This window comes from Actinoplanes regularis (assembly GCF_900188005.1).
GTDB lineage: Bacteria > Actinomycetota > Actinomycetes > Mycobacteriales > Micromonosporaceae > Actinoplanes > Actinoplanes regularis.
In genome coordinates this window covers 84,004-105,858 of sequence record NZ_FZNR01000004.1, presented here as the reverse complement: position 1 = coordinate 105,858, position 21,855 = coordinate 84,004, and the positions used below count along the sequence as shown (strand labels likewise).

At 71.4% G+C, this 21,855-nt stretch carries 21 protein-coding genes; 9 read left to right on the top strand and 12 right to left on the bottom strand.

Annotated features, from left to right (window positions below; translation table 11 throughout):
* Positions 1–12: 12 nt before the first annotated feature.
* From CHC09_RS12885 to CHC09_RS12875, 3 genes are read left to right on the top strand one after another with little or no spacing between them, the layout of a single operon-like run.
* The gene (locus CHC09_RS12885; protein ID WP_089293307.1) at positions 13–1,275 is read left to right on the top strand and encodes a PP2C family protein-serine/threonine phosphatase; all 1,263 of its coding nucleotides are present in this window, start codon (positions 13–15) and stop codon (positions 1,273–1,275) included.
* A gap of 9 nt (positions 1,276–1,284) precedes the next feature.
* Positions 1,285–2,550: a vWA domain-containing protein gene (locus CHC09_RS12880; protein WP_089293306.1), complete on the top strand. Its 1,266-nt coding sequence runs from the start codon at positions 1,285–1,287 to the stop codon at positions 2,548–2,550.
* Complete coding sequence (locus CHC09_RS12875; protein WP_089293305.1) at positions 2,547–3,203, top strand: double zinc ribbon and FHA domain-containing protein; 657 nt, start codon at positions 2,547–2,549, stop codon at positions 3,201–3,203. The genes CHC09_RS12880 and CHC09_RS12875 overlap by 4 nt, the downstream gene beginning before the upstream one ends.
* Positions 3,204–3,251: 48 nt before the next feature.
* On the opposite strand, the gene CHC09_RS12870 is transcribed toward CHC09_RS12875, so the two are convergent.
* Complete coding sequence (locus CHC09_RS12870; protein ID WP_089293304.1) at positions 3,252–3,767, bottom strand: snapalysin family zinc-dependent metalloprotease; 516 nt, start codon at positions 3,765–3,767, stop codon at positions 3,252–3,254.
* A gap of 282 nt (positions 3,768–4,049) precedes the next feature.
* Here CHC09_RS12870 and CHC09_RS12865 point away from each other — a divergent pair, with 282 nt between their 5' ends.
* Positions 4,050–5,279 (top strand): MFS transporter, encoded by a 1,230-nt coding sequence (locus CHC09_RS12865; protein ID WP_089293303.1) that lies wholly within the window; start codon positions 4,050–4,052, stop codon positions 5,277–5,279.
* A 53-nt stretch (positions 5,280–5,332) separates the two neighbouring features.
* Here the strand turns inward: CHC09_RS12865 and CHC09_RS12860 are convergent, their stop codons facing one another.
* Positions 5,333–6,127, bottom strand: coding sequence for an inositol monophosphatase family protein (locus CHC09_RS12860; RefSeq protein ID WP_089293302.1), 795 nt, complete (start codon positions 6,125–6,127; stop codon positions 5,333–5,335).
* Positions 6,128–6,223: 96 nt separating this feature from the next.
* On the opposite strand from CHC09_RS12860, the gene CHC09_RS12855 reads away from it, so the two are divergent.
* From CHC09_RS12855 to CHC09_RS12845, 3 genes are read left to right on the top strand one after another with little or no spacing between them, the layout of a single operon-like run.
* Complete coding sequence (locus tag CHC09_RS12855) at positions 6,224–6,865, top strand: TetR/AcrR family transcriptional regulator (RefSeq protein WP_089293301.1); 642 nt, start codon at positions 6,224–6,226, stop codon at positions 6,863–6,865.
* Complete coding sequence (locus tag CHC09_RS12850) at positions 6,862–8,628, top strand: AMP-dependent synthetase/ligase (RefSeq protein ID WP_089293300.1); 1,767 nt, start codon at positions 6,862–6,864, stop codon at positions 8,626–8,628. The genes CHC09_RS12855 and CHC09_RS12850 overlap by 4 nt, the downstream gene beginning before the upstream one ends.
* Before the next feature lie 10 nt (positions 8,629–8,638).
* Positions 8,639–9,025 carry a VOC family protein gene (locus CHC09_RS12845; protein WP_089293299.1) on the top strand — a complete coding sequence of 129 codons (387 nt, stop codon included), beginning with the start codon at positions 8,639–8,641 and terminating at the stop codon, positions 9,023–9,025.
* A 321-nt stretch (positions 9,026–9,346) separates the two neighbouring features.
* Here CHC09_RS12845 and CHC09_RS12840 read toward each other — a convergent pair whose 3' ends face one another.
* The 4 genes from CHC09_RS12840 to CHC09_RS12825 form a co-directional block, all read right to left on the bottom strand.
* Complete coding sequence (locus tag CHC09_RS12840) at positions 9,347–10,576, bottom strand: fatty acid desaturase family protein (protein WP_089293298.1); 1,230 nt, start codon at positions 10,574–10,576, stop codon at positions 9,347–9,349.
* A gap of 84 nt (positions 10,577–10,660) precedes the next feature.
* On the bottom strand, positions 10,661–11,719 hold the full coding sequence (locus CHC09_RS12835) for a ferredoxin reductase (RefSeq protein ID WP_089293297.1): 1,059 nt from the start codon (positions 11,717–11,719) through the stop codon (positions 10,661–10,663).
* Between the two features lie 259 nt (positions 11,720–11,978).
* Positions 11,979–13,883 carry an alpha amylase C-terminal domain-containing protein gene (locus tag CHC09_RS12830; RefSeq protein ID WP_089293296.1) on the bottom strand — a complete coding sequence of 635 codons (1,905 nt, stop codon included), beginning with the start codon at positions 13,881–13,883 and terminating at the stop codon, positions 11,979–11,981.
* A 41-nt stretch (positions 13,884–13,924) separates the two neighbouring features.
* Positions 13,925–14,299 carry a nuclear transport factor 2 family protein gene (locus CHC09_RS12825; RefSeq protein ID WP_179277071.1) on the bottom strand — a complete coding sequence of 125 codons (375 nt, stop codon included), beginning with the start codon at positions 14,297–14,299 and terminating at the stop codon, positions 13,925–13,927.
* A gap of 80 nt (positions 14,300–14,379) precedes the next feature.
* On the opposite strand from CHC09_RS12825, the gene CHC09_RS12820 reads away from it, so the two are divergent.
* Entirely contained in the window at positions 14,380–14,898 is a 519-nt protein-coding gene (locus tag CHC09_RS12820) for a TetR/AcrR family transcriptional regulator (RefSeq protein WP_203833131.1), read from the top strand.
* Here the strand turns inward: CHC09_RS12820 and CHC09_RS12815 are convergent.
* The 4 genes from CHC09_RS12815 to CHC09_RS12800 form a co-directional block, all read right to left on the bottom strand.
* On the bottom strand, positions 14,895–15,248 hold the full coding sequence (locus CHC09_RS12815; RefSeq protein WP_089293293.1) for an STAS domain-containing protein: 354 nt from the start codon (positions 15,246–15,248) through the stop codon (positions 14,895–14,897). The genes CHC09_RS12820 and CHC09_RS12815 overlap by 4 nt on opposite strands.
* 43 nt (positions 15,249–15,291) lie before the next feature.
* Complete coding sequence (locus CHC09_RS12810; protein ID WP_089293292.1) at positions 15,292–16,122, bottom strand: ATP-binding protein; 831 nt, start codon at positions 16,120–16,122, stop codon at positions 15,292–15,294.
* 109 nt (positions 16,123–16,231) lie between these two features.
* Positions 16,232–16,921: a hypothetical protein gene (locus CHC09_RS12805; protein WP_089293291.1), complete on the bottom strand. Its 690-nt coding sequence runs from the start codon at positions 16,919–16,921 to the stop codon at positions 16,232–16,234.
* Between the two features lie 5 nt (positions 16,922–16,926).
* The gene (locus CHC09_RS12800; protein WP_089293290.1) at positions 16,927–19,686 is read right to left on the bottom strand and encodes a DEAD/DEAH box helicase; all 2,760 of its coding nucleotides are present in this window, start codon (positions 19,684–19,686) and stop codon (positions 16,927–16,929) included.
* An 86-nt stretch (positions 19,687–19,772) separates the two neighbouring features.
* On the opposite strand from CHC09_RS12800, the gene CHC09_RS12795 reads away from it, so the two are divergent.
* The gene (locus CHC09_RS12795) at positions 19,773–20,498 is read left to right on the top strand and encodes an HAD family hydrolase (protein ID WP_089293289.1); all 726 of its coding nucleotides are present in this window, start codon (positions 19,773–19,775) and stop codon (positions 20,496–20,498) included.
* A 149-nt stretch (positions 20,499–20,647) separates the two neighbouring features.
* Here the strand turns inward: CHC09_RS12795 and CHC09_RS12790 are convergent, their stop codons facing one another.
* The gene (locus CHC09_RS12790; RefSeq protein WP_089293288.1) at positions 20,648–20,845 is read right to left on the bottom strand and encodes a hypothetical protein; all 198 of its coding nucleotides are present in this window, start codon (positions 20,843–20,845) and stop codon (positions 20,648–20,650) included.
* 41 nt (positions 20,846–20,886) lie between these two features.
* Positions 20,887–21,786, bottom strand: coding sequence for a diacylglycerol/lipid kinase family protein (locus CHC09_RS12785; RefSeq protein ID WP_089293287.1), 900 nt, complete (start codon positions 21,784–21,786; stop codon positions 20,887–20,889).
* Positions 21,787–21,855 lie beyond the last annotated feature (69 nt).

The following is a 21,855-nucleotide window of genomic DNA, read 5'->3' as shown; positions in this document are numbered from 1 at the left end:
AGAGAAGGCAAGTTGATTCTGACCGAGTGCGACTCCTGTGCTGAGGGGCGCGCCTCCGGCGCTTCGTTCTGCGAGGCGTGCGGGCGCCCGCTGGACGAGACCGCCGCCGTCGGCTCCACCGACGGACTGTCCGGCAACGGTGAAGGCGGCGAAAGCGCCGGCCCGGCCGATTCCGGGACGAACGGGATGGCTGCCGCGGTCGCTAAGCGCGGCCGGAACTGCCCGCACTGCGGAGCTCCCGGAGCCGTCGACCCGGACGGCTACTGCGAGCAGTGCGGAATGCTCGCCGGACGGCCGCGCGACCACACCGAGGCGGACGGTGACCTGGTGGCGGCCGCGGTCAGTGACCGGGGGCGCCGGCACAGCCGCAACGAGGACGCGATGTGGCTGGCGGTCGGCGTGGACGCGGCGGACGTGGTGGTCTGCGACGGGGTGTCGTCGTCGTTCGACCCGGACGCGGCCTCCGAGATCGCCGCTCGGACGGCCGGCGAACTGCTGTCCCGTGCCCAGCACCCGGCCGAGCCCGGCACCGCCGGCGAGCCGGGTGCGGAACCGGCGGAGGGAACCGGTCCGGGGACCCCGGCGCTGGAGGACGACGGACCGGAGAAGCCGGAGCCCGCGCTCCCGATCGCCGAGATCGTCGGCATGGCGATCCAGGGCGCCGGCCAGGCCGTGGCGGCCCTGGCGAGCACCGGCGACCCACGCCGCAAGATCTCCAACCCGGCCTGCACGATCGTCGCCGCCGCCGTACGCGGGCCGCACGTGGGGTTCGGCTGGGTCGGCGACAGCCGCGCCTACTGGGTGAGCCCGACCGGCCCCGCCGCGCAGCTCACCGAGGACGACTCCTGGGCCCGGCACGTGATCGCGATGGGCGTCGACCCGCGGACCGCGATGAACGACCCGAAGGCGCACGCGATCACCGCGTGGCTGGGCGCCGACGCCGGCCCGATCATTCCGCACATCGGCGCGTTCACCGCCGGCACCGCGGGTCACCTGGTGCTCTGCAGCGATGGGCTGTGGAACTACCTGACCGACCCGGCCGACTTCGCCGACGCGGTCCGCTCCGCGCTGGGCCTGGCGACCGGCCCGCGGCCGCTGCTCGAGGCGGCGCGCGCGCTCGTGACGTACGCGAACTCCGCCGGAGGCGCCGACAACATCACCGTGGCCATCGTCCCGGTCCACCCGCGGTTCGAGGCGGAGACCGACAGCGACGCCGAGACCGAACCCATCGAGACCGCGACCGAAGCCAGCGACAACGAGCCCAGCGAAGCATAAGGAGTCCGAGTGTCCTACAGCGCCGAGGCTTTCCAGAACGAATACCTCGCCATGGGGGCGAGCGAGGTCAACGCGATCGTCACCGTCACCTCCTCAGGCGGCGAGGGTGGCCGCCGCACGGCCGAGGCGACAGAGATCATCATTGTGGACGCCTCCGGGTCCATGCAGGCCGAGGGCCGGATGGCGGCCGCCCGCCAGGCCGCCAAGGCCGCGGTGAACGCGATCGACGACGGCGTCCGGTTCGCCATCATCGCCGGGGTCAGCACCGCACAGCAACTCTTCCCGGACCCGGGTCAGCTGGCCGTCGCGACGCCGCAGAGCCGGGCCGACGCGCTGCGCTCGATCGACCGGTTGCAGGCCAGCGGCGGCACCGCGATGGGCGCCTGGCTGCTGCTCGCGACGCAGCTGTTCGACCAGCGGCCGGGCGACATCAAGCACGCCATCCTGCTCACCGACGGCGACAACGGCGAGCGGCACGGATATCTGGAGAGCGTCCTGGCCCAGATCGCCGGCCGGTTCGTCTGCGACTGCCGAGGTGTCGGCACGAACTGGAAGGTCTCCGAGCTCCGCAAGATCGCCACGTCGATGCTGGGCACGGTCGACATCGTGGCCCGCCCGGAGGGGCTGACCGCCGCGTTCGAGCAGATGATCACCGGGGCGATGGGCAAGACCTCCGCGGACGTCCAGCTCAAGGTCTGGACCCCGGTCAACGCGACGGTCCGGTTCGTCAAGCAGGTCGAGCCACAGGTGCTGGACCTGACCGGCAAGCGGACCGAGGACGGCCCGCGGGCCGGGCGTTACCCGCTCGGCTCCTGGGGGCAGGAGAGCCGCGACTACCACATCTGTGTCGACGTGCCGCCGGGCAAGTCCGGCGACGAGATGCTGGCCGCCCGGATCTCGGTGGTCGAGGGCGACACCGTGCACGCGCAGTCCCTGGTCCGGGCGGTGTGGACGGAGGACGCCGCGCTCTCCACGCGGATCAACCGGCAGGTCGCGCACTACACCGGGCAGGCCGAGCTGGCCGACGCGATCCAGGAGGGCATCGCCGCCCGGGAGGCCGGCGACGACCGGACCGCGACGCTGAAGTTCGGCCGGGCCGCGCAGCTCGCCCATGCGAGCGGCAACAAGGCCACCGAGGATCTGCTGGCCAAGGTGGTGGAGATCGAGGACGCGGCGACCGGCACGGTCCGGCTGCGGCGCAAGGTCAACGCGGCGGACGAGATGGCCCTGGACACCCAGAGCACCAAGACGGTCCGGGTTGGGCGGTCGCAGTGAGCTCGTTCACCTGCCCGAGTGGGCATGCCTCGACCGAGGCGGACTACTGCGACACCTGCGGGGCGAAGATCGGGGGTCCGCCGCCGCCATTGTCGTCATCGTCATCGTCGGAGGAGTCCGCACCCCGGACGGAGCTTCCGAAGGGCGAGCTGTGCCCGCACTGCGGCACTCCGCGCGCCGGGTCGGCCCGGTTCTGCGAGGACTGCGGCTACGACCACACCACCGGCAAGCTGCCGCAGCTCACCGAGGCGCTGCCGGAGCCGGTGACGCCCGGGGAGTGGACCGCGACACTCTTCGCCGATCCGGCGTACTTCGCGATGAACGCGGTCGAGGGGGTCACGTTCCCGGCGGACACCGGGGAACGGATCGTCTCGCTGACCCCGCCGCAGATGCGGATCGGACGTAAGAGCTCGTCGAAGGGCACCAGCCCGGAGATCGACCTGGCCGACACCGACCCCGGGGTGTCGCACAACCACGCGCTGCTCACGCTGAACGTGGACGGGGTCTGGCTGGTCACCGACCTGGGCTCGACCAACGGGACGTACATCGGCGACGAGGACCAGCCGCTCTCCGCGGGGCAGTCCCGCGCCCTCAAGGACGGCGACCAGGTCCACGTCGGAGTCTGGACCACGCTGACCCTGCACGCTCCCTAGAGCGACGCCGGAACGGTCCGGCCCGTGCGGGCCGGACCGGTGGGCAGGTCAACCGGCCCAGACGTACGTGGCCGGGGCCACCGTCACCGACGTGCCGAAGCTCCGGTTGACGGTCGCCGCCTCGGTGGCGTTCGGGTTGGCGTTGGTGCAGCTCACCGGCGCGCTGCTGCCGGACATCAGGTCGGCGCAGAGCCCGGTGCGACGGTCTGGCAGGCCAAGGATGTGGCCGAACTCGTGCGCGGCGATCCGCGGCTTGTAGTAGCCCTGGTTCACGGCCTCACGACCCATGTACCAGTAGCCGTTGCCCAGTGACGACGTGTACGTGCGCGGCCAGCCGTTGTCGGCGTACACCCGGATGTTCGGGGTCCGTCCGGATGGGACCGGCTCCAGCCGGACGTTGGTGACCTTGGCGTTCCAGATCTGCGCGCCCTGGTTGACCACGGCGACGAACTCCTGTGCCTGGCTGGCGTCGTAGTAGAGCACCCGGACCGCGGCGTTCGCCGGAGTGGCCCAGCCCAGCGCGAACACGAAGACGAGCGCGGCGGCGACTCTTCTCAACAGCATCGATGGCCTCCTTGGTGGGGACCTCGACCCTATGAGAGACAGTTATTGATATCGATGGGTTGAACCATACCGACTGGGGCCTCCCGGCAACGTGATGTCCACCGCGATCGGCACGCTAGGCTGCCCGGGCACATCCGTCTACGCAAAGGGGTTGAGCATGCGCCTCCACCTGGACACGGTCACCGTCTCGCCGCGAGAGCGCGCCGTCTGACCGGAAGGCGCCGACTCCTCGCCGCGAGCGGTCTCTCTTTCGACCGTTCATCCTTGGCTTGAGGAGCACTTTTGCTTGCCCTTGAACACCCGCGCCCCGGCGCGGGATTCGCACGTCTCTGGACTGCCACGGCGGTCTCCAACCTGGGCGACGGGGTCACCATGGTGGCCGGCCCACTCCTGCTCGCCACCGTCACCGACGAACCGGCGCTGATCGCCGGCGGCGCGTTCGCCGCACAACTGCCCTGGCTGCTGTTCGCGCTGGTCAGCGGCGCTTACGTGGATCGCCTGGACCGGCGCCGGCTGGTGGTCGCGGTCAATCTGCTGCGCGGGCTGATCCTCGCCGGGGTGGCGGCCGCGGTGGCGACCGGGCACGCCTCGGTGCCGTTGATCTACGCGGCCTGGTTCCTGCTCGGGGCCGGTGAGACCCTCGCCGACACCGCGTACGGCGCGCTGCTGCCCTCGGTGGTCGCTCCGGAGGAACTGGAGCGGGCCAACGCGCGGCTGGGCGCGACGTTCACCATCGCGAACCAGTTCGCGGCGAAGCCGTTGGGCGCGTGGCTCTACGGGATCGCGGCGGCGGTGCCGTTCGGCCTCGACGCGGTGACGTTCGTGGTCGCGGCGGCGCTCATCGCCGGGCTGCACCGCGTACCGGCAAGATCCGTGGCCGTCCCCGACGCGGTGCGGTCCAGCCTGCGGGAGGAGATCGCCGAAGGCCTGCGCTGGCTGTGGCGGCATCGCCTGCTGCGCACCCTGGCCGTCGCGATGGGCGTCGCGAACATCGCGTTCTGCGCCGCTTTCGCGGTCTTCGTGCTCTACGCCCGGGAGCGGCTCGGTCTGTCCGATGTGGGGTACGGCTTCCTGCTGACCACGTTCGCGGTCGGCGGGCTCGCCGGCGCCGGCCTCGCGGCCCGGCTCGCGCGGAGATTCGGGACGGCGGCGGTGCTGCGGGCCGGTCTGATCGTCGAGGTCCTCACCCACCTGACCCTGGCGATCAGCACGAATCCCCTGCTCGCGGGCGGCGCCATCATCATTTTCGGGGTGCACACGATGGTGTGGGGCGTGCTCGTCTCGGCCATCCGGCAACGGGCCGTCCCCGAGCACCTGCGCGGGCGGGTGGGCAGCGTCCACGGGCTGCTGGAGACCGGCGGCGCGGCGCTCGGCTGGCTGCTCGGCGCCGCGCTCACCCAACTCCTGGACGTCACCACGCCGTTCTGGATCGCGGCGTTCGCGATGGTCGCGGTGACCGCCGCGGCCTGGCGGACGCTCTCCCTCGCAAACCCTCTTCCGGTACGGGGGTAATCGTCAGGTTTCGACACCACCCTGACGGCCGGCCGCAGCAGCGCGGCCGGCCGTCAGCCGATCCGCGCAGCCTCCCCACGGAGAATCCGCAGCGACTCATCGAGCAACTCGGCGTCGCGGGCGAAGACGAACGGCCCCGCCCCGGGCCGATCCTGGCCGTTCAGCCCCCGGTAGCAGCCACCCGCCTCCGGAATGATCACCGAACTGGCCGCGAAGTCCCAGATCTGCCCGCCGGTCTGCACCGCCACATCCAGGTCCCCCTGCGCCACCAGCAGCGGCGGGTGCACCGGCCACGGCCGCTCGTCCGCCACCGCGATCAGCGGCTCGGCGATCTCCCGCCCCCAGTCCAGCGGCACCACCCCGAGCCGGCTCCCGGCCGCCCCGGACGATCCGCCGGCGACCTGGATCCGCTCCCCGCCGACGATCACACCGTCCGCGACCCGGCCCCGGTACGCCCCCTGGCCGCGCACGGCCCACCAGACCAGCCCCTGCACCGGCACGATCTGCACGCCGACGGTCACCTCGCCGTCCACCTCGAGGGCGATCAGCACCAGCCAGCGGTCGTCGCCACGGACGAAGAGCACGGTCCCGTCGATCGGGTCGATGATCCAGCGGCGGCCGTTCGCACTCGCCGTCTCGCCGTGCTCCTCGCCGAGGATCGCGTCGTCCGGCCGGGCCGTGGTGAGCACGTCGCGGATGGCGTGTTCGACGGCCCGGTCCGCGAGCGTCACCACGGTCCCGTCCTTCTTCGTCTCCTGCGGCAGGTCGGCCAGCACCGCGAAGTGGCGAAGCGCCTCGGCGGCGCCGGTCAGTGCGGCCCGCTGGGCCAGTTCCAGATCCGTCTCCACGGTTTCATCCTGCCGAATCGACGCGGAGCACTTGTCGGGTGACGCGAAACGGCATGCAAAGATTGGAGTAACAATGCGTACTCAGATGGGGAAATCTTGCCGGACCGGATCGCCAGCGGCGTCGTCTTCACGACGCCGCCAGCCCTGCCGCGCGGCCGCCACGAGCTTCCCCGCGAGCGGATTCTCGCCGCTCAGCGGGAAAAAATGCTGATCGCCGCGACCGAACTGCTCGCCGGCGAGGGCTACCGGGGCTTCGGGGTGCGGGAGATCTGCGCGCGGGCGGCGGTGTCCCGGGCCGCGTTCTACGAGTGCTTCGCCGACAAGGACGCCTGCGTCTACGCCGCGTACGACCGGTTCATCGAAGTGTTCCTGGAGCGGCTGGCCGACAATGCCGGGACGGGTGGGGACCGGGCCGCGGTCGTGGGTGGCTTCGTCACGACGTACCTGGAAACTCTCGATCGCGACCGGGTGACGGCCCGGGCCTTCCAGGTGGAGATGGACGCCCTCGGGCGGCCGGCGCGCCAGCGCCGCCGGCAGGCCGTCGAACGTCTCGCCCGGTTCGTCCGCGACCTGCGCGGCGACACGCCCGGGGCACCGCTCAGCGCTTACGTCGGAGCCATCTACGCACTACGGCAGATCGCCTCGGACGCCCTGGACAGCGGCGACGAGCCGGACCTGACGGCGCTCGCGCCGGAGCTGACGACCTGGTTGACCCGCATGGTGGAGGAGAACAGATGACGCGGACCTGCACCGCCCCGGCTGCCGAGGAGCAGACCCTGGCCCGCCTGCGGGAGGACGAACCGGCCTCGTTCGGCGCGATGTTCCTCGATCGTGCGGCGAAGCAGCCGGATGACGTCGCCTACCTGCGGCCCGGGCCGGACGGCTGGCAGGAGCAGACCTGGGCGCAGACCGCGCGGGCGGTCACCGAGATCGCGGCCGGGCTGCTCGCGCTCGGCCTGCGGCCCGAGGACCGGGTCGCGATCGCGAGCGGCACCCGGGTCGAATGGATCGAGGCGGACTTCGGCGTGATGTGCGCCGGGGGCGCGACCACCACGGTCTATCCGTCGTCGTCGCCGGAGGAGGTCGCGCACATCCTCAGCGACTCCGGCAGCCGCTTCGCCATCGTCGAGAACGCGACGCACCTCGCCAAGATCCTGCACGACGGGTCGCCGGTCGAGCAGGTGGTGCTGATCGATGGGGAGGCCGGCGCCGACCCGCGCGTGCGTACCCTCGCCGACCTGCGCGGACTCGGGGAGGTCGGCCGGGTCGAGGAGGCCGTGGCCCGGGTCCGCCCGGACGACCTCGCCACCCTGATCTACACCTCCGGCACCACGGGCCTGCCCAAGGGCGTCCGGGTCGCCCACCGCGCCTGGATCTACCAGGGCCTCGCGATCGAGGCGATGGGCATCGTCCACCCGGACGACCTGGGCTACCTCTGGCTCCCGCTCTCCCACGCGTTCGGCAAGGCGCTGCTGAGCTGCCAGCTCTCGGTCGGCTTCCCGTTCGCCGTGGACGGCGACGTGAGCCGGATCGTCCAGCGGCTCGCCGAGGTACGACCGACGATCATGCCGGCCGTGCCGCGGATCTTCGAGAAGGTGTACGCCGCGGTCAGCGCGTCCACCGGCCCGCAGAAGCTGCTCCTGAACTGGGCGGTCGGCGTCGCCGAGCAGCGGCGGTCGGGCCTGCGGTTCCGGATCGCGGACCGCCTCGTACTGTCCAAGGTCCGGGCTCGCTTCGGCGGCCGGATGCGGTACTTCATCTCGGGCGCCGCGGCCCTCTCCCCCGACATCGCCCGCTGGTTCGGCGCGATCGGCCTGCCGATCGCCGAGGGCTACGGCCTCACCGAATCCTGCGCCACCACCGTCTTCAACCGGCCGGACGGACCCGAGTACGGCACCGTCGGCATGCCCCTGCCCGGCACCCGGGTGCGGATCGCCGAAGACGGCGAGATCCTGCTCCGCGGACCCGGCATCATGCAGGGCTACCACGGCCTCGACTCGGCGGCGACGCTCGCGGACGGCTGGCTGCACACCGGCGACATCGGCGAGATCACCGCGCGCGGCTCGCTGCGGATCACCGACCGCAAGAAGGACCTGATCAAGACGTCGAACGGCAAGTACGTCGCGCCGCAGTCGATCGAGGCCCGATTCAAGGCGATCTGCCCGCTCGCCGGCCAGTTCGTCGTCCACGGCGAGAAGCGCAAGTTCATCACCGCGCTGATCGACATCGACCCGGACGAGGCCGGGAAGTGGGCCGCCACGCACGGCCTCGACGGCGCCTCGCACGCCGAGATCGCCGGCTCCGACGCGCTTCGCTCCGCCCTCCAGGGCCACATCGACCAGCTCAACGGCGCCCTCAACTCCTGGGAGACGATCAAGAAGTTCGTCGTCCTGGACCACAATCTGACCATCGAGGACGGTTCGCTGACGTCGTCGATGAAGCTGCGCCGGCGGGTGATCGAGGAGCGCTACCGGCCGCTGCTGGACGATCTCTACACGTAGAGTTCCTCCCATGCATCGAAGCCGGTTGTTCGGCGTCCTCATCGACTCACCGGCCGCCGACGCGGACGCCGCGGTCGCCTTCTGGGCCGCGGCGCTGGGCGGTCCGACCCGGAGCTCCGCCGAGGAGCCGGAGTACACGCGGATCCACGCCGGGCCGCCGGACCTCGCCCTGGTCGTCCAGTCGGTGGACGACTCGCCCCGCTACCACCTGGACATCGAGACCGACGACGTCGCCGCGGAAAGCGCCCGCCTGATCGGTCTGGGCGCCGAGCTCGTCACCGACCACGGCGGGCACAAGATCCTCCGCGCGCCGGGCGGCCACCTGATCTGCGTGGTCCCGGTCCAGAGCGCGGAAGATCTCTTCGCCGCCGACTCCCTGGCCTGGCCGTCCGCCTGAAACCCTGATCGGCGCGAGGCCGACTCCGGGCACGATCAACCCATCCATCCGGTACGACCGATGGGGCACCGTGGCCAGGCCTCTTGGCCGAGCTCAGTGCCGGTCCCGCGCGGTGTCCGCCCCAGTCAGGACTCCAGCCGCGCTCAGCGTCCGGCCGTCCTCGCTCCGCCGCGCCTACCGCTGGAGACAGCAGGCGCCAAGGGCGCCCTTATCGCAGCTCTTCGGCCCGCGGCGCCCGGACGTCCTGAGCGCAGCACTTCGGCCCGCGGCGCCCGCGACCATCGCCCCGCGGTGACTCGCCCTAGGAAAGCGAGGAGTGCACTACGCACCTGCTCTGACGCGAACACGCGGTCCGAGATCCGTGGAGGCCGAATCCGTCCCTGGGCGCTGCCAGCGGGTGGCGGGCTGCTTGCGGCCGGCGGCCGGCCGGGGAGCGTCCGCGGCGATCTTGGCGGCACCGCGGTTGGGCAGCGAGAGCCGGAAGACCTTCGCCCAGGCCGAGGCGACCTGCTTCAGAAACGGGCCGCTGACGTAGTTCAGGCCGTAGCGCTCGAACAGGTCGCGGACCCGTGGCGCGATCTCCTGGTAGCGGTTGCTCGGCAGGTCCGGGAAGAGGTGGTGCTCGATCTGGTGCGACGTGTTGCCGCTCATGATGTGCATGAGGCGGTTGCCGTCGATGTTGGCCGAGCCGAGCATCTGCCGCAGGTACCACTCGCCACGGGTTTCGCCATCGATCGAGGTGCGCTCGAAGGTTTCGACGCCCTTGGGGAAATGGCCGCACATGATCAACGAGTGGCTCCACAGGTTGCGGATCAGATTGGCGGTGGCGTTGGCTGCGATGGTGGTCAGCCAGGATCCGGTCAGCGCGGACAGCGCCGGGTGCAGGCCGTAGTCCTTGAGCACCTGCTTGCCGATCTTGCGAAGGAGTTGCTTGAGCCGGGCCTTGAACTCCGGCGACCGCCGCCGCTTCCTGCTCCTCAAGTTGCGGGCCAGTTCCATGTCGTAGACGGCGAAGGCGTACTCGTGGAAGCAGGCGCTGATGAAGTTCCAGAGCGGCTGTCCCAGGTAGAGCGGGCGCCAGCGTTGGCCCTCGTCGACACGCATGATGGTAAAGCCGAGGTCGTGATCCTTGCCGACCACATTGGTATAGACGTGGTGCAGCTCGTTGTGCGCGCGCTTCCAATGCTCGGACGGCGCCGCGTTGTCCCACTCCCAGGTGGTCGAGTGGATCTTCGGGTCGCGCATCCAGTCCCACTGGCCGTGCAAGACGTTGTGCCCGATCTCCATGTTCTCGAGGATCTTGGCGACCGTCAGGCCCGCCGTGCCGAGCAGCCAGGCCGGCGGGAACAGCGAGAAGAGTAGGACCGCGCGGCTGCCGAGCTCCAGATGCCGCTGCACGCTGACCACCCGCCGGATGTACTTCGCGTCGCGCTCGCCCCGGCTGGCCAGGAACTCGTCCCGCAGGGCGTCGAGCTCGCGACCGATGGCCTCGATGTCTTCAACGGACAGGTGCGCAATCGGGCTGACGCTCTTACGCTGCAACGTGGTCACGGCGATCCTCGTTTTCTTCAGGTGTGGCAACGGGGGAGAAAGCTCATGTAACGAACGTGCCTGGGTTTTCCGCCGCGGGTGGGCTCAGACGTCCAGCAGGCAGCGGCCGGCGGCGGCCGAGATGCAGGTCTGCACCAGGACGTTGTCGCCCTCGACGGCGGTGGTGATCGAGCCGTCACGCAGGTCACGGACGGCGCCCTCGGTCATCGGCAGCACGCAGCCGAAACAGATGCCCATCCGGCAGCCCGACGGCATCAGCACGCCGGCCGCCTCGCCCGCCTCAAGGATCGGCACGTCGCCGGCGGCGTCGACCACGCTGCAGGAGCGGGCGAAGGTGACCTTGCCGCCGTCGCCGGCCGCGACCACGGCCGGGCGGAAGCGCTCGACGTGCAACAGCTCCATGGCCCCCGCCTCGGCCCAGTACACGCCCAGCTCGTCGAGCATCTCGTTGGGGCCGCAGGCCCAGGCCTGCCGCTCGAACAGGTCGGGCACGAGCTCGGCCAGCTCCGCCGGGGTGATCCGACCGTCGGCGCGGGTGTGCCGCTCGATCAGCCGGATACGGCCGTCAGCGGCGATCCCGCGCAACTCGGCGCCGAAGACGACGGCGTCGCGCTCCGGCGCCGAGTGGACCACGACCACGTCGCCCAACTCGTGCAGGGCGCTGCGCAGCATGCCCATCACCGGGGTGATACCGCTGCCGGCGGTCACGAACAGCGCCCGCTCGGGCCGGGGCAAGCCGAGGGTGAAGTCACCGGCCGGGTTGTCCAGGTGCAGGATCATCCCGGGCCGGGCGTTGCGGATCAAGTGGTTGCTGACCACACCGTCGCGTACGGCGTTAACGGTCACCGACAGCTGCCCGGGCGCGCAGGTCACCGAGTACGCGCGCCACAGCCGTACGCCGTCGACATCGACGCCGAGGCGCACGTACTGGCCGGGCTCGTGCGGGCGCCAGCCGCGGCCGGGCCGCAGCATCAGGGTCACGCTGTCGGCGGTCTCGGGTCGGACGGCCACGATCCGCGCGCGCAGCACGCCGGCGTTACGCAGCGGCGCGACCGTGTCGAGATAATCGGCCGGCGCCAGAGGCGTCGTCAGCAGCTCGACGACGCGCCACGCGCCTGATCGCAGGGTCCGGGTCACCGTCATGCCCACCAGCTTGCGAGATTTGCGGGACCACCATCCGGCCTAATCTACGCATTCACCTCTCCAGCTATGAATCGATAGCAAATGGTAGGAAACCACCGCGATTGATGCTATTGCTCCCGACTGCGGATCTTGAATGGTTGGGTTGGTCGATGGATTGCCGAAGACGCACATCCTCACCGTCGTGGACACCGCCGGCCAGGTGAGCGAGCCTATCCAGCGCGGCTTCACCGACGCGGCGGGTGCCGAACGGGACGACCGGTCAACGGTCGTCATGCCGGAAGACCAGGAGGGCGTTGGCCGGGACGGTCAGCGTGGCTGAGCCGTTGGCCGCTTCGATCGAGCCCGAATTTCCGGACACCTGTGGGTTCGGGAAGTGGTCGAAATAGTCGGTGTTGAGCACCTCGCGCCAGCGGCCCGAACGTGGGAAGCCGAGGCGGTAGTCGTACAGGGTGGATTCGCTGAAGGTCAGTACTACGACGACGTCGCGGCCCTCGCCGGGTACCCAGCGGTGGAAGGCCAGGAGTCGGTTCTGCTCGTCGGCGGCCAGGACGGCCAGGCCATCGGCGCGTAGGGCGGGCAGGGAGCGGCGCAGCCGGATCAGGTCGCGGGTGCAGCGCAGGAAGTCTGCCATGTGCCGGTCGGCACCGAGGGCGCCGTCCCACCAGATCAGGTGGTCGGTGTGGCCGGGGCTGTCCGACCAGAGCTTGTCTTCGAGGAACTCCTGGCCCATGAAGAGCATCGGCACGCCGGGGGCGGTCAGCAGCAGTCCGGTCGCGACTCGGGAGCGGCTGCGGGCGTACCAGGAGCGGGGGTTCGAGCCGTCGGCGAGGCGGGCGATCCGCGGTGAGCGGTGATCGTCCATGTCGAGCACCACGTCGTGGTTCTCCAGGCAGTGGTAGGAGCGCCAGGACTCAAGCTGGAAGCGTAGCCCGTCGGCGAGGCGGGCGATCCCGGCGCCGCGGTCGGCCAGTACCGCCCGGACCGCGTTGCGCAGGTGGTCGGAGTAGGCGATGTCGAAGCCCATTCCGGTGGGCGGGGGCTGGACGGCCAGCCGGGGGAACTCGCCCCAGTATTCGGCGATCTGCACCGCCTGCGGTTTCGCGGTGCGCAGGGTCCGGGTCAGCTCCTGGCAGAACGCCCAGCCGCCCTTCGCGTCGATCACGCTGACCTCGTCGAACCGTAGCCCGTCGGCGTGATAGTCGTTCAAGAACATCAACGCGTTCGCGGTGAGGAACTCGCGGACCGGCTCGCGGTCGAAGGCGAACACCCGTCCGCCGGCCCAGCCCTCCGACGAAAAGTATGCGTTGTTGTACGGCCCGGGGTCGGCCGGCAGGTCGATGTAGTCCAGGCTCTCCGGGTCGAGGCCGCCGCCGGCGTGGTTGTAGACGACGTCGAAGATCACCGCCAGGCCGTGCAGGTGGCAGATGTCGACGAACGCCTTGAGCTGGTTCGCCTGCCCGGCGAGCTGCTCGAACTTGAGCGGACCGGCGCCCTTCGCGGCGAGCAGGTCGTTGATCGCGTCCAAGTACGGCGCCAGTGCGTGCGGGTCGACGCAGTAGTCCATCTCCGGGGAGAACAGATCCGTGCCGTTGTAGCCGAGGCTCCACTCCCCCTGGAACTCGACGACCGGCAGCGGCTGGACCGCGGTCACCCCGAGCCCGGCGAGGTAGGGCACCCGCTGGGCCGCGTCGAGCAGTTTCGCGGTGCGGTGTGCCCGCCGGTCGCGCCCGTTCGCGTCGGTCGCGGGGAACACTCCGACGTGGAACTGGTAGACGATCAGGTCGGCGAAGTCCGGTGGTGTCCAGTCCTGGTCGTGCCACGGGTACGCGTCGTCGTCGAGGACCAGCGCGTCGCACTCGGGATACCCGTACAGCTCCAGCTCACGGGCGCGCGGGTCGCGCTTGAAACCGGCGCCGCCGGGGCCGATCACGTGGAAGCGGTACTTCGTGCCGGCCCCGGCGCCGGGGAAGAACCCGGTCCAGTCGCCGGTCGCGGGGTCCTTCACCAACTCGTCGCCGGGGTCGGGGAGATAGCTCACGGCGCCGTCCAGCGCGACGTACACGTGTTGCGCGGCGGGCGCCCAGAACCGGAACGCCACGCCACCGTCCATCAAGGTCGCACCGCGCGGCAGGCCGGCGGTGATGTGCTCCTGCGAAGCCGCCATCCCAACACGGTAGGAGCCCGGCCGGGAATAAGCCGTCGGGTCTACGACTGCATCGCCGCCGTGAGCCCGGCGTGGTCGTGGTAGTCCCGGGACTCGACGATCAGGCCGTCGCGGACACGCAGAACCTGGATGTTGGCGACGCGGAAGCCCGGGCCCGCGTAGTCGTACTCCGCGATGATCACTTCAGGGTCTGCGGTCTCGTGCACGCGCACCCGGTCGGGTCGCATCGTGATCGGCAGGTTCGCCGCCGCCGCGAAGTGGCGGGCGACCTCCTCACGGCCGCGAAGTTCGGTGCACCGCGGGTCGAACGGCATGGTGACGACGGCGTCCGGGGCATAGAGATCGCCGAGCGTGTCCCACTCGCCGCGGCCGATGCCGCCGGAGAGCCGGGCGAAGATCTCGCGGGGTGTTTCCATGGTCCACCTCCGTGCAGAATAGGAGTGCGTACTCCGTTTCATCATACGGAGTGCCTACTCCGGTTAGGAAGGGTGCTCGGGTGCCACGTGCGGACGCGCAGCGAAATCGGGCACGGCTGCTGGAGGTCGCCGAGGCGATCTTCGCCGAGCGGGGCACGACCGTGGCGACCGAGGAGATCGCGCGAGCCGCCGGGGTCGGGATCGGCACGCTGTTCCGGCACTTCCCGACCAAGGAGGCGCTGCTGCGGGAGGTGTACCTGGCCCGGCTGCGACGCCTCACCGAGGACGCGGCCGGATCCATGACGCTCGCCGCCTTCCTCCGGCACGCGGTCGAGCAGTCCCGCGTGAAGAACGCGTTCGCCGAGGCGCTCACCGCGGCCGGGGTGGACCCGCTCGGCGCGGCGGCGGAGATCCATCGGGAGCTGCTCACGGCACTGGAGACGATGTTGCACCGGGACCAGGCCGCCGGGACGGTCCGCCCGGAGCTGCGGGTCGGTGACATCATCGGCCTGCTCGCCGGCACCTCCCGGGCGGTCGAGGTGGCCCCGGACAGCCGCGACCGCATCCTCGATGTCGTGCTGAGCGGGCTGAGACCCTAGTCCAGCCGGAACAGGTCGCCGGCCCGGGTCGCGTGCAGCAGCCAGCGCAGGTGCGGCTGCGGGTTGCGCAGGTGACAGGTGGCGTCCCGGGCGCCGGCCACGCAGCGCGCCGCGATCAGCATCCGCAGGCCGGCCGCGTCGCAGAAATCCACCTCGGCCACATCGATGTGGATCTGGCGGACCGGGACGGCCAGGCCGAGCAGGTCGTGCACCCGGGTCAGGTCGTAGAGCTGGGTCTGCAGAGCGGTCACCGACATCGCGTCCAGACTGCCCTGCAAGCGGATCATCAGGCGGTCACCGTGCCGGGCACCGTCGATCCTGGTGCCCGCGAAACGGGGGTCGGAACTCATCGCGCCACCTCCGCCGCGCCGACCGATTCACTCGCAAGCTCGCTCATGACAGCGCCTCCGGCCGGTTGCGCAGAATCGCCCACACGAGTTTTCCGCCCCGGGCCGGCAGCGCGCCCCACGCCGACGCGGCCGCCCCCACGATCCGAAGACCCAGGCCCCGGTCGGTGAGCGACATCCCGAGCGGCCCCGGCACCGGGTCCCGCACCCGCGGCAGCGCCGGATCGCCGTCGTAGACCGCCAGGTGCAGGGCCGCCGTGGCGCCCTGACCGCGCGGCGACACGATCATCTCGATGTCGGTCCCGGCGTGTTCGGCCGCGTTCACCACCAGTTCGGAGGCGACCAGCCGGCCGCGCTGCAGCAGGTGCGGCAGGTCCCAGCCCTGGCAGGCGTCGCTGATCAGGGAGCGGGCCAGCGCCGCGGCGGCGGGGTCGGGCGGCAGGGCCAGGTGCATCCGGTCGACCAGCGGGCGGCGGTGGGCCAGGGCGGTCCGGGCCTGCGCGACCGACGCGTACATCACCAGCCAGTCACGGGCGCCGAGCCGGCGCAGCCGGCGGGCGAGCGAGATGGGCGCCGGCAGGCAGACCCCGATCGCGATCGGCGGCTGGAGGGCGGCGCCCTGCGCGCACAGGGTGAGCCAGAGTGGTGCGCTGACCGCGTGCGGGTCGCTCAGCCGATGCAGGTCGACGATCATACCGGTCGGGTGCTCGGCCAGGCATTTGTCCAGCACCGCCCGCGCCCGCCAGGACAGGCGCCGGTCCCAGTGCCCACGCAGGGTCACCTCGATGACCGCGGTGTCCGGGTCGATGACGGCCATCACCGATTCTTCCAACGCGTCTCCGGACCACCCGATCAGATGCGGCGAGTCCGCAGCCATGTCCCCTTCTTCCGGAAGACGCACTCAGCAACATCAATCATTGTCGACGCAATTCTTGATTTGTCCCAAAGACACCGTCAACGCAGATTCACCATGCGCCGATGATCGCTCAGCCGTCGAGTCGCGCCCGGAGCGCTCTGGCAGCCGGACCGCGGTAGTCCCGGTCGAGGATCTCCGCAAGCTCCGCGCGCACCTCCGGGTCGGGGTGTTCTGCGAGGAACGCGAGAGCGGCCACCTCGCCGCGACCCCGCAGGCTCCATAGTGCCCCGAGGACCTCGTCCGAATCCTCGGCGTGCAGGGCGGTGAGGATTTCCGGGTACGGCGTACGGCGCTCGTCGTAGTCGAACCGCCGCCGCAGGCGGGCCGCGCCGAACTCACCGCGGCCCAGGCAGGCCGGGCAGGCGCAGGGGGCGCGGCCGTGCGCGGCCGGCAGGTACCGCCAGCCGGTGATCCGCGGAGCCGGGCGAATCGTGCGCACCTCGGCGGCGGTGACCCGGCGCGGCACGATCACCTCGTACCCCGTGGGGTCTTCCATGGCGCGCAGCAGCCCGACCGCCTCGGCTGCCGTGACGGTCGCCCGCTCCCGCCCGTAATGCCCCACCTCGACCGGCTGCGAATCCGGCAGCAAGAAGGTCACCGCGACCCACTCCCGCGCGCCACGCCGGCGAAGTTCCCGCGCCCACTGGTAGGTCACGGTGTGTGCGGCCAGCACCGGGAAGCAGTAGACCGGGCCGGCGACCCCGGCACGGCGGACCTTGGCGGTCAGCCGCGCCGGAGTCAGGTGCACGAAACGCGCCATCGGCGTCAGAGGCCACCCTGATAGGCGAGGACACCCCGGTTGACCGCGGTGATCGCCTTGCGGGCGGTCTCCTTGACGCTCGGCGACGCCGCCGACGCCTCCTTGACCTGGCCGAGCAGGTCGAGCACCTGCCGGGCCCACCGGACGAAGTCACCGGCCGGCATGTCCGCGTCATACTGATGCCCGCTGGCGAGCACCCGGGCGAGGGGCTCGCCACGGGCCCAGCGGTACATCGGCCAGACGAAGCCCGGGTCGGGCTCGCGGGTCAGGGACAGCCCGTACTCGCTCTCGTCCGCGGCGATGTCGCCCCAGAGCTTGGCGCAGGCGTCGACGGCCTCGGTGACCGGGCCCTTCGGCACCGAGGCGCGGTCCTCGCCCTCCCGCCGCGACTCGTAGAGCACCATGGACACCGCGGCGGCCAACTCGTCGGGGGCCAGCCCGTCCCAGACGCCCTGCCGCAGGCACTCGGCGATGAGCAGGTCGGCCTCGGACCAGATCCGGCCGAGCATCCGGCCGGCGTCGGTCACCTCACCGTCCTCCGACAGGTAGCCGCGGGCGGTCAGCACCGCGCAGACCTGGTCGAACGTGCGGGCCAGCGAGCCGGTGCGGCCGGCCACCTTGTCACGCAACGTGTCGGTGTCGCGCAGCAGCCGGTGCCGCCGTTCGGCCCAGCGGGCGTGGTCCTCCCGCTCCGGGCAGGCGTGGCACGGGTGCTGCCGCAGTTGCACCTTGAGCAGGGCGATCTCGGCATCCTCACCCGGGTTGGCGCGGCTGCGGCCGGAACGGCGGCGATCCGGGTGCCGGTCCAGCCCGGTCGCGCTGACCTGGGCGGCCAGGTCGCGGCGCGCGCCCGGGGAGCGGTGGTTGAAGTTCTTGGGGACGCGGACACGGGTCAGCACCTCGACCTCGCCGCCGAAGTCGCCCGGGCTGACCCGGCCGGCCCAGCGGTCCTGGGTGAGCACCAGAGGACGGGGCTCGCCGAAGCCGCTGGTGGCCGGCTCCAGCACGACGGCCAGGCCGGCGCGACGGCCCTGCGGGACCCGGATGACGTCACCGATCCGGAGTTTCTCGAGGGACGAGACGGCGGCCGAGCGACGCTGGGCCACGCCCTGCCGGGACAGCGACTTCTCCCGGTCGGCGATCGCCACCCGCAGGTTGAAGTACTCGTCGAAGTCGCCGTGGTGGCAGGCGGCGTCCTCCCCGTACGTCTGCATGGTCTCGACGTTGCGCTGCACCTGCCGGGCCAGGCCGACCACCGAGCGGTCCGCCTGGAACTGCGCGAACGACGACTCGAGCAGCTCACGGGACTTCTCCGCGCCGACCGTGCCGACCAGGTTGACCGCCATGTTGTAGGACGGCCGGAACGACGAGCGCAGCGGATAGGTCCGGGTGGAGGCGAGGCCGGCGACGTGGCGCGGGTCGACCTCGGGGCTCCAGAGCACCACGGCGTGCCCCTCGACGTCGATGCCGCGGCGCCCGGCCCGGCCGGTGAGCTGCGTGTACTCCCCCGGGGTCAGGTCGACGTGGGCCTCGCCGTTGAACTTGACCAGACGTTCGAGCACCACGCAGCGGGCCGGCATGTTGATGCCCAGCGCCAGCGTCTCGGTCGCGAACACCGCCTTGACCAGGCCGTTGACGAAGCACTCCTCAACCGCCTCCTTGAAGGCGGGCAGCATGCCGGCGTGGTGGGCGGCGACGCCCCGCTCCAGCCCGTCGAGCCACTCCCAGTAGCCCAGCACGGAGAGGTCCTCAGGGGGGATGCCGGCCACCTTGGCCGCGGCGATCTGCCGGATCGCGGCGCGCTCGTCGGCGTCGGTCAGCCGCAGGCCGGCGCCGAGGCACTGCTGCACCGCGGCGTCGCAGCCGGCCCGGCTGAAGATGAACAGGATGGCCGGCAGCAGGCCGGCGCGGTCCAGCCGGTCGACGACCTCGGTCCGCAGCGGCGGCTGCCAGCGGCGGCCCCGGCCACCCCGCCCGTTCCAGCCCGCGGCGCGCTCGCCCAGATCCAGGCGGCGCTCCATCTCCCGGGTGTAACGCAGCAGCTCAGGGTGCACGTCGTGCTTCTTCGCCGCGTCGGCGTCGTGGAACAGGTCGAACATCCGGCGGCCGACCAGCATGTGCTGCCAGAGCGGGACCGGCCGGTGCTCGCTGACCACCACCGACGTCTCGCCGCGGACGGTGACCAGCCAGTCGGCGAACTCCTCGTAGTTGCTCACCGTGGCGGAGAGCGAGACCAGGGTGACCGAGGCCGGCAGGTGGATGATCACCTCTTCCCAGACCGCGCCGCGGAACCGGTCGGCCAGGTAGTGCACCTCGTCCATCACCACGTAGGCGAGGTTCTTCAGCTGGTTCGACCCCGAGTAGAGCATGTTGCGCAGCACCTCGGTGGTCATCACCACCACGGGCGCGTCGCCGTTGATCGCGTTGTCGCCGGTGAGCAGGCCGACCTTGTCCGCACCGTAACGCTCCACCAGGTCATGGAACTTCTGGTTGGACAGCGCCTTGATCGGCGTCGTGTAGAAGCACTTGCGCTCCCCCGAGCGCAACGCCAGGTGCACCGCGAACTCACCGACCACGGTCTTGCCCGCGCCGGTCGGAGCGCAGACCAGAACCCCGTTGCCGCGCTCCAGGGCCTCGCACGCCTCACGCTGGAAGTCGTCCAGGTCGAAGCCGACGTCGGCCATGAAGTCCTCGAGCGCGGGGAACTCGGCGACCCGCGCCGTCCGCCGCTTGGATTCCGCATACCGTTCGGCGGGACTATTCATGAGCACAAGGCTAGTGCGCGGGTGTGACAATTTGCGACACGGTAGTGGCCGTCAGGAGCGACAGTGGGCATCGGTAAGGTGCACGAGTGCCGCAGACCACCGAACCTCCCCCGTCCGCGCGGCTCGTGGAAGCCGTGCTGTTCGACTTCCACGGCACGCTCGCCCAGGTCGAGGACCCGGTGACCTGGGTCGTCGCGGCAGCCGCGGCCTGCGGCGCCGAGCTCGACCGCGCCAAGGCCACGATTCTCGCCGACCGGCTGGTGACCGCCGGGCGCGCCGGTGGCCCGCTGCCGCACCGGGTGCCGCCGCGACTGGCCGATCACTGGGCCGACCGGGATCTCGACGCGCACAGCCACCGGGCCGCCTACACCGGGCTCGCCGAGACCGTGCACACCGATGTGGAGGGCCTGGCCGACGCGCTCTACGAGCGGCTGCTGATCCCCGACGGCTGGCTGCCGTACCCGGATACCGAACCCACCCTGCGCAAACTGCACGACGCCGGGATCAAGGTGGCCGTGGTCAGCAACATCGGCTTCGACATCCGGCCGCACTTCGCCCACTGGGGTCTGGACGGGCTGGTGGACGCGTTCGCGCTGAGCTACGAGGTGGGCCGGACCAAGCCCGATCCGGCGATCTTCCTGCGGGCCTGCGGGATGCTCGGCGCTGATCCGGAACGGACGCTCATGGTGGGCGACACCCCGGCGGACGCCGGCGCGGTCAAGGCCGGCTGCGCCACCCTCGTCCTGCCGGCCGCGGAGCCGGGCCGCAACAACGGATTGGGTGCCACCCTCGCTCTGGCCGGTTGCGTCTAAAACCATTTGGACGGTACGAACAATGGGGCCCCGTGACCAGGCCTCCCGGCCCAAGCCCCGTGGCGGCCTCGCGCGGCGTCCGAGCGACTCCGGGTCGCGGCCGCGCTCCGGCGCGCTTCCGGAGGCCGGCCGGCCTCCGGGGCGATCCGTCAGAGGTAACGGTCCAGAACCGTGCCGCGGCGCGCGTTCTTGCCGGCCACCGGCCCGGAGCCGGCCCGCTCGGCGTCGGAGTGGGCGTTGGTGGCCGCGTCGGCCATCGCCTTGAACGCCTGCCGGGCGTCGCCGAAGACGGACGTGGCCAGGGACGCCACCGAGGCCGAGTTTCCGGATACCGAGTTCATCGCCATGTACTCAGCTTCGGCAACGCCCGCGGAATCTGACACTCGGCTCAACGGAGCAACCGGATCGCACCCGGCACACATTTCAGGTCCAGGGGCAGCGGGCCGAGCCGCTCGCCGTCCGCATACCCGATGATCCCCTCGGCGGCGACCCGCACGTGCCGGGCCCGCAGCACGGTCACCCGCGCGTCGGTGACGTGCGTGCCGTGCCGCAGCCGCGGCTTGAGCCGGGTCAGCCCGCCACGGCCCAGCGGCCGCGCGTAGATCACGTCGAGCAGCCCGTCGGCCGGGTCGGCGTCCGGCAGGATCCGCATCCCGCCGCCGTAGCTGGCGGCGTTCCCGACCGCGACGATCTCGGCCGTTACGGTCAGCACCTCGCCGTCGATCTCCAGCGTGTAGGTGCGCGCCCGGAGCCGGGCGAGTTCGAGCACGATGGCCAGGTCGTATCGGCGTGGGCCACGTGGCCACGCCATCCGGTTGGCCCGCTCGTTGACCAGCGCGTCGAACCCGGCGGCCAGCACCGCGCAGAACCAGCGCTCGCGCCCGGCGGCGTCCACCGCCAGCGCGGCGTCGACCCGGTGGTCCCGGCCGGCCGCCAGCGCCGCGGAGATGCCGGTGGCGGCCGCGATCGGATCCCCGGGTACGCCCACCGCGCTCGCGAAGTCGTTCCCGGTCCCGGCGGCGACCACCCCGAACCCGACCGACGCTCCGGCGGCGGCCTGCAACGCCCGGTGCACGGTGCCGTCCCCGCCGACCGCGACCAGTGCGGCGGCGCCCTCGGCCACCGCCCGGTGGCAGGCCTCCTCGGCCGCCGTACCGCTCCCCGCCTCCAGCAGCCGCACCGGATGCCCGGCGGCGCCCAGCGCCCGCACCACCCCGGGAAGCAGACCGCGGTGCCGGCCGCGCCCCGCGTAGGGGTTGGCCAGCACCGCGATGAAGTCGCTCGTCACAGCCGCGAACCGTACCCGCCCGCGAATCGCCACCGTCTCCGGGGCGGCCGGCGTGCCCGCCCCGGAATC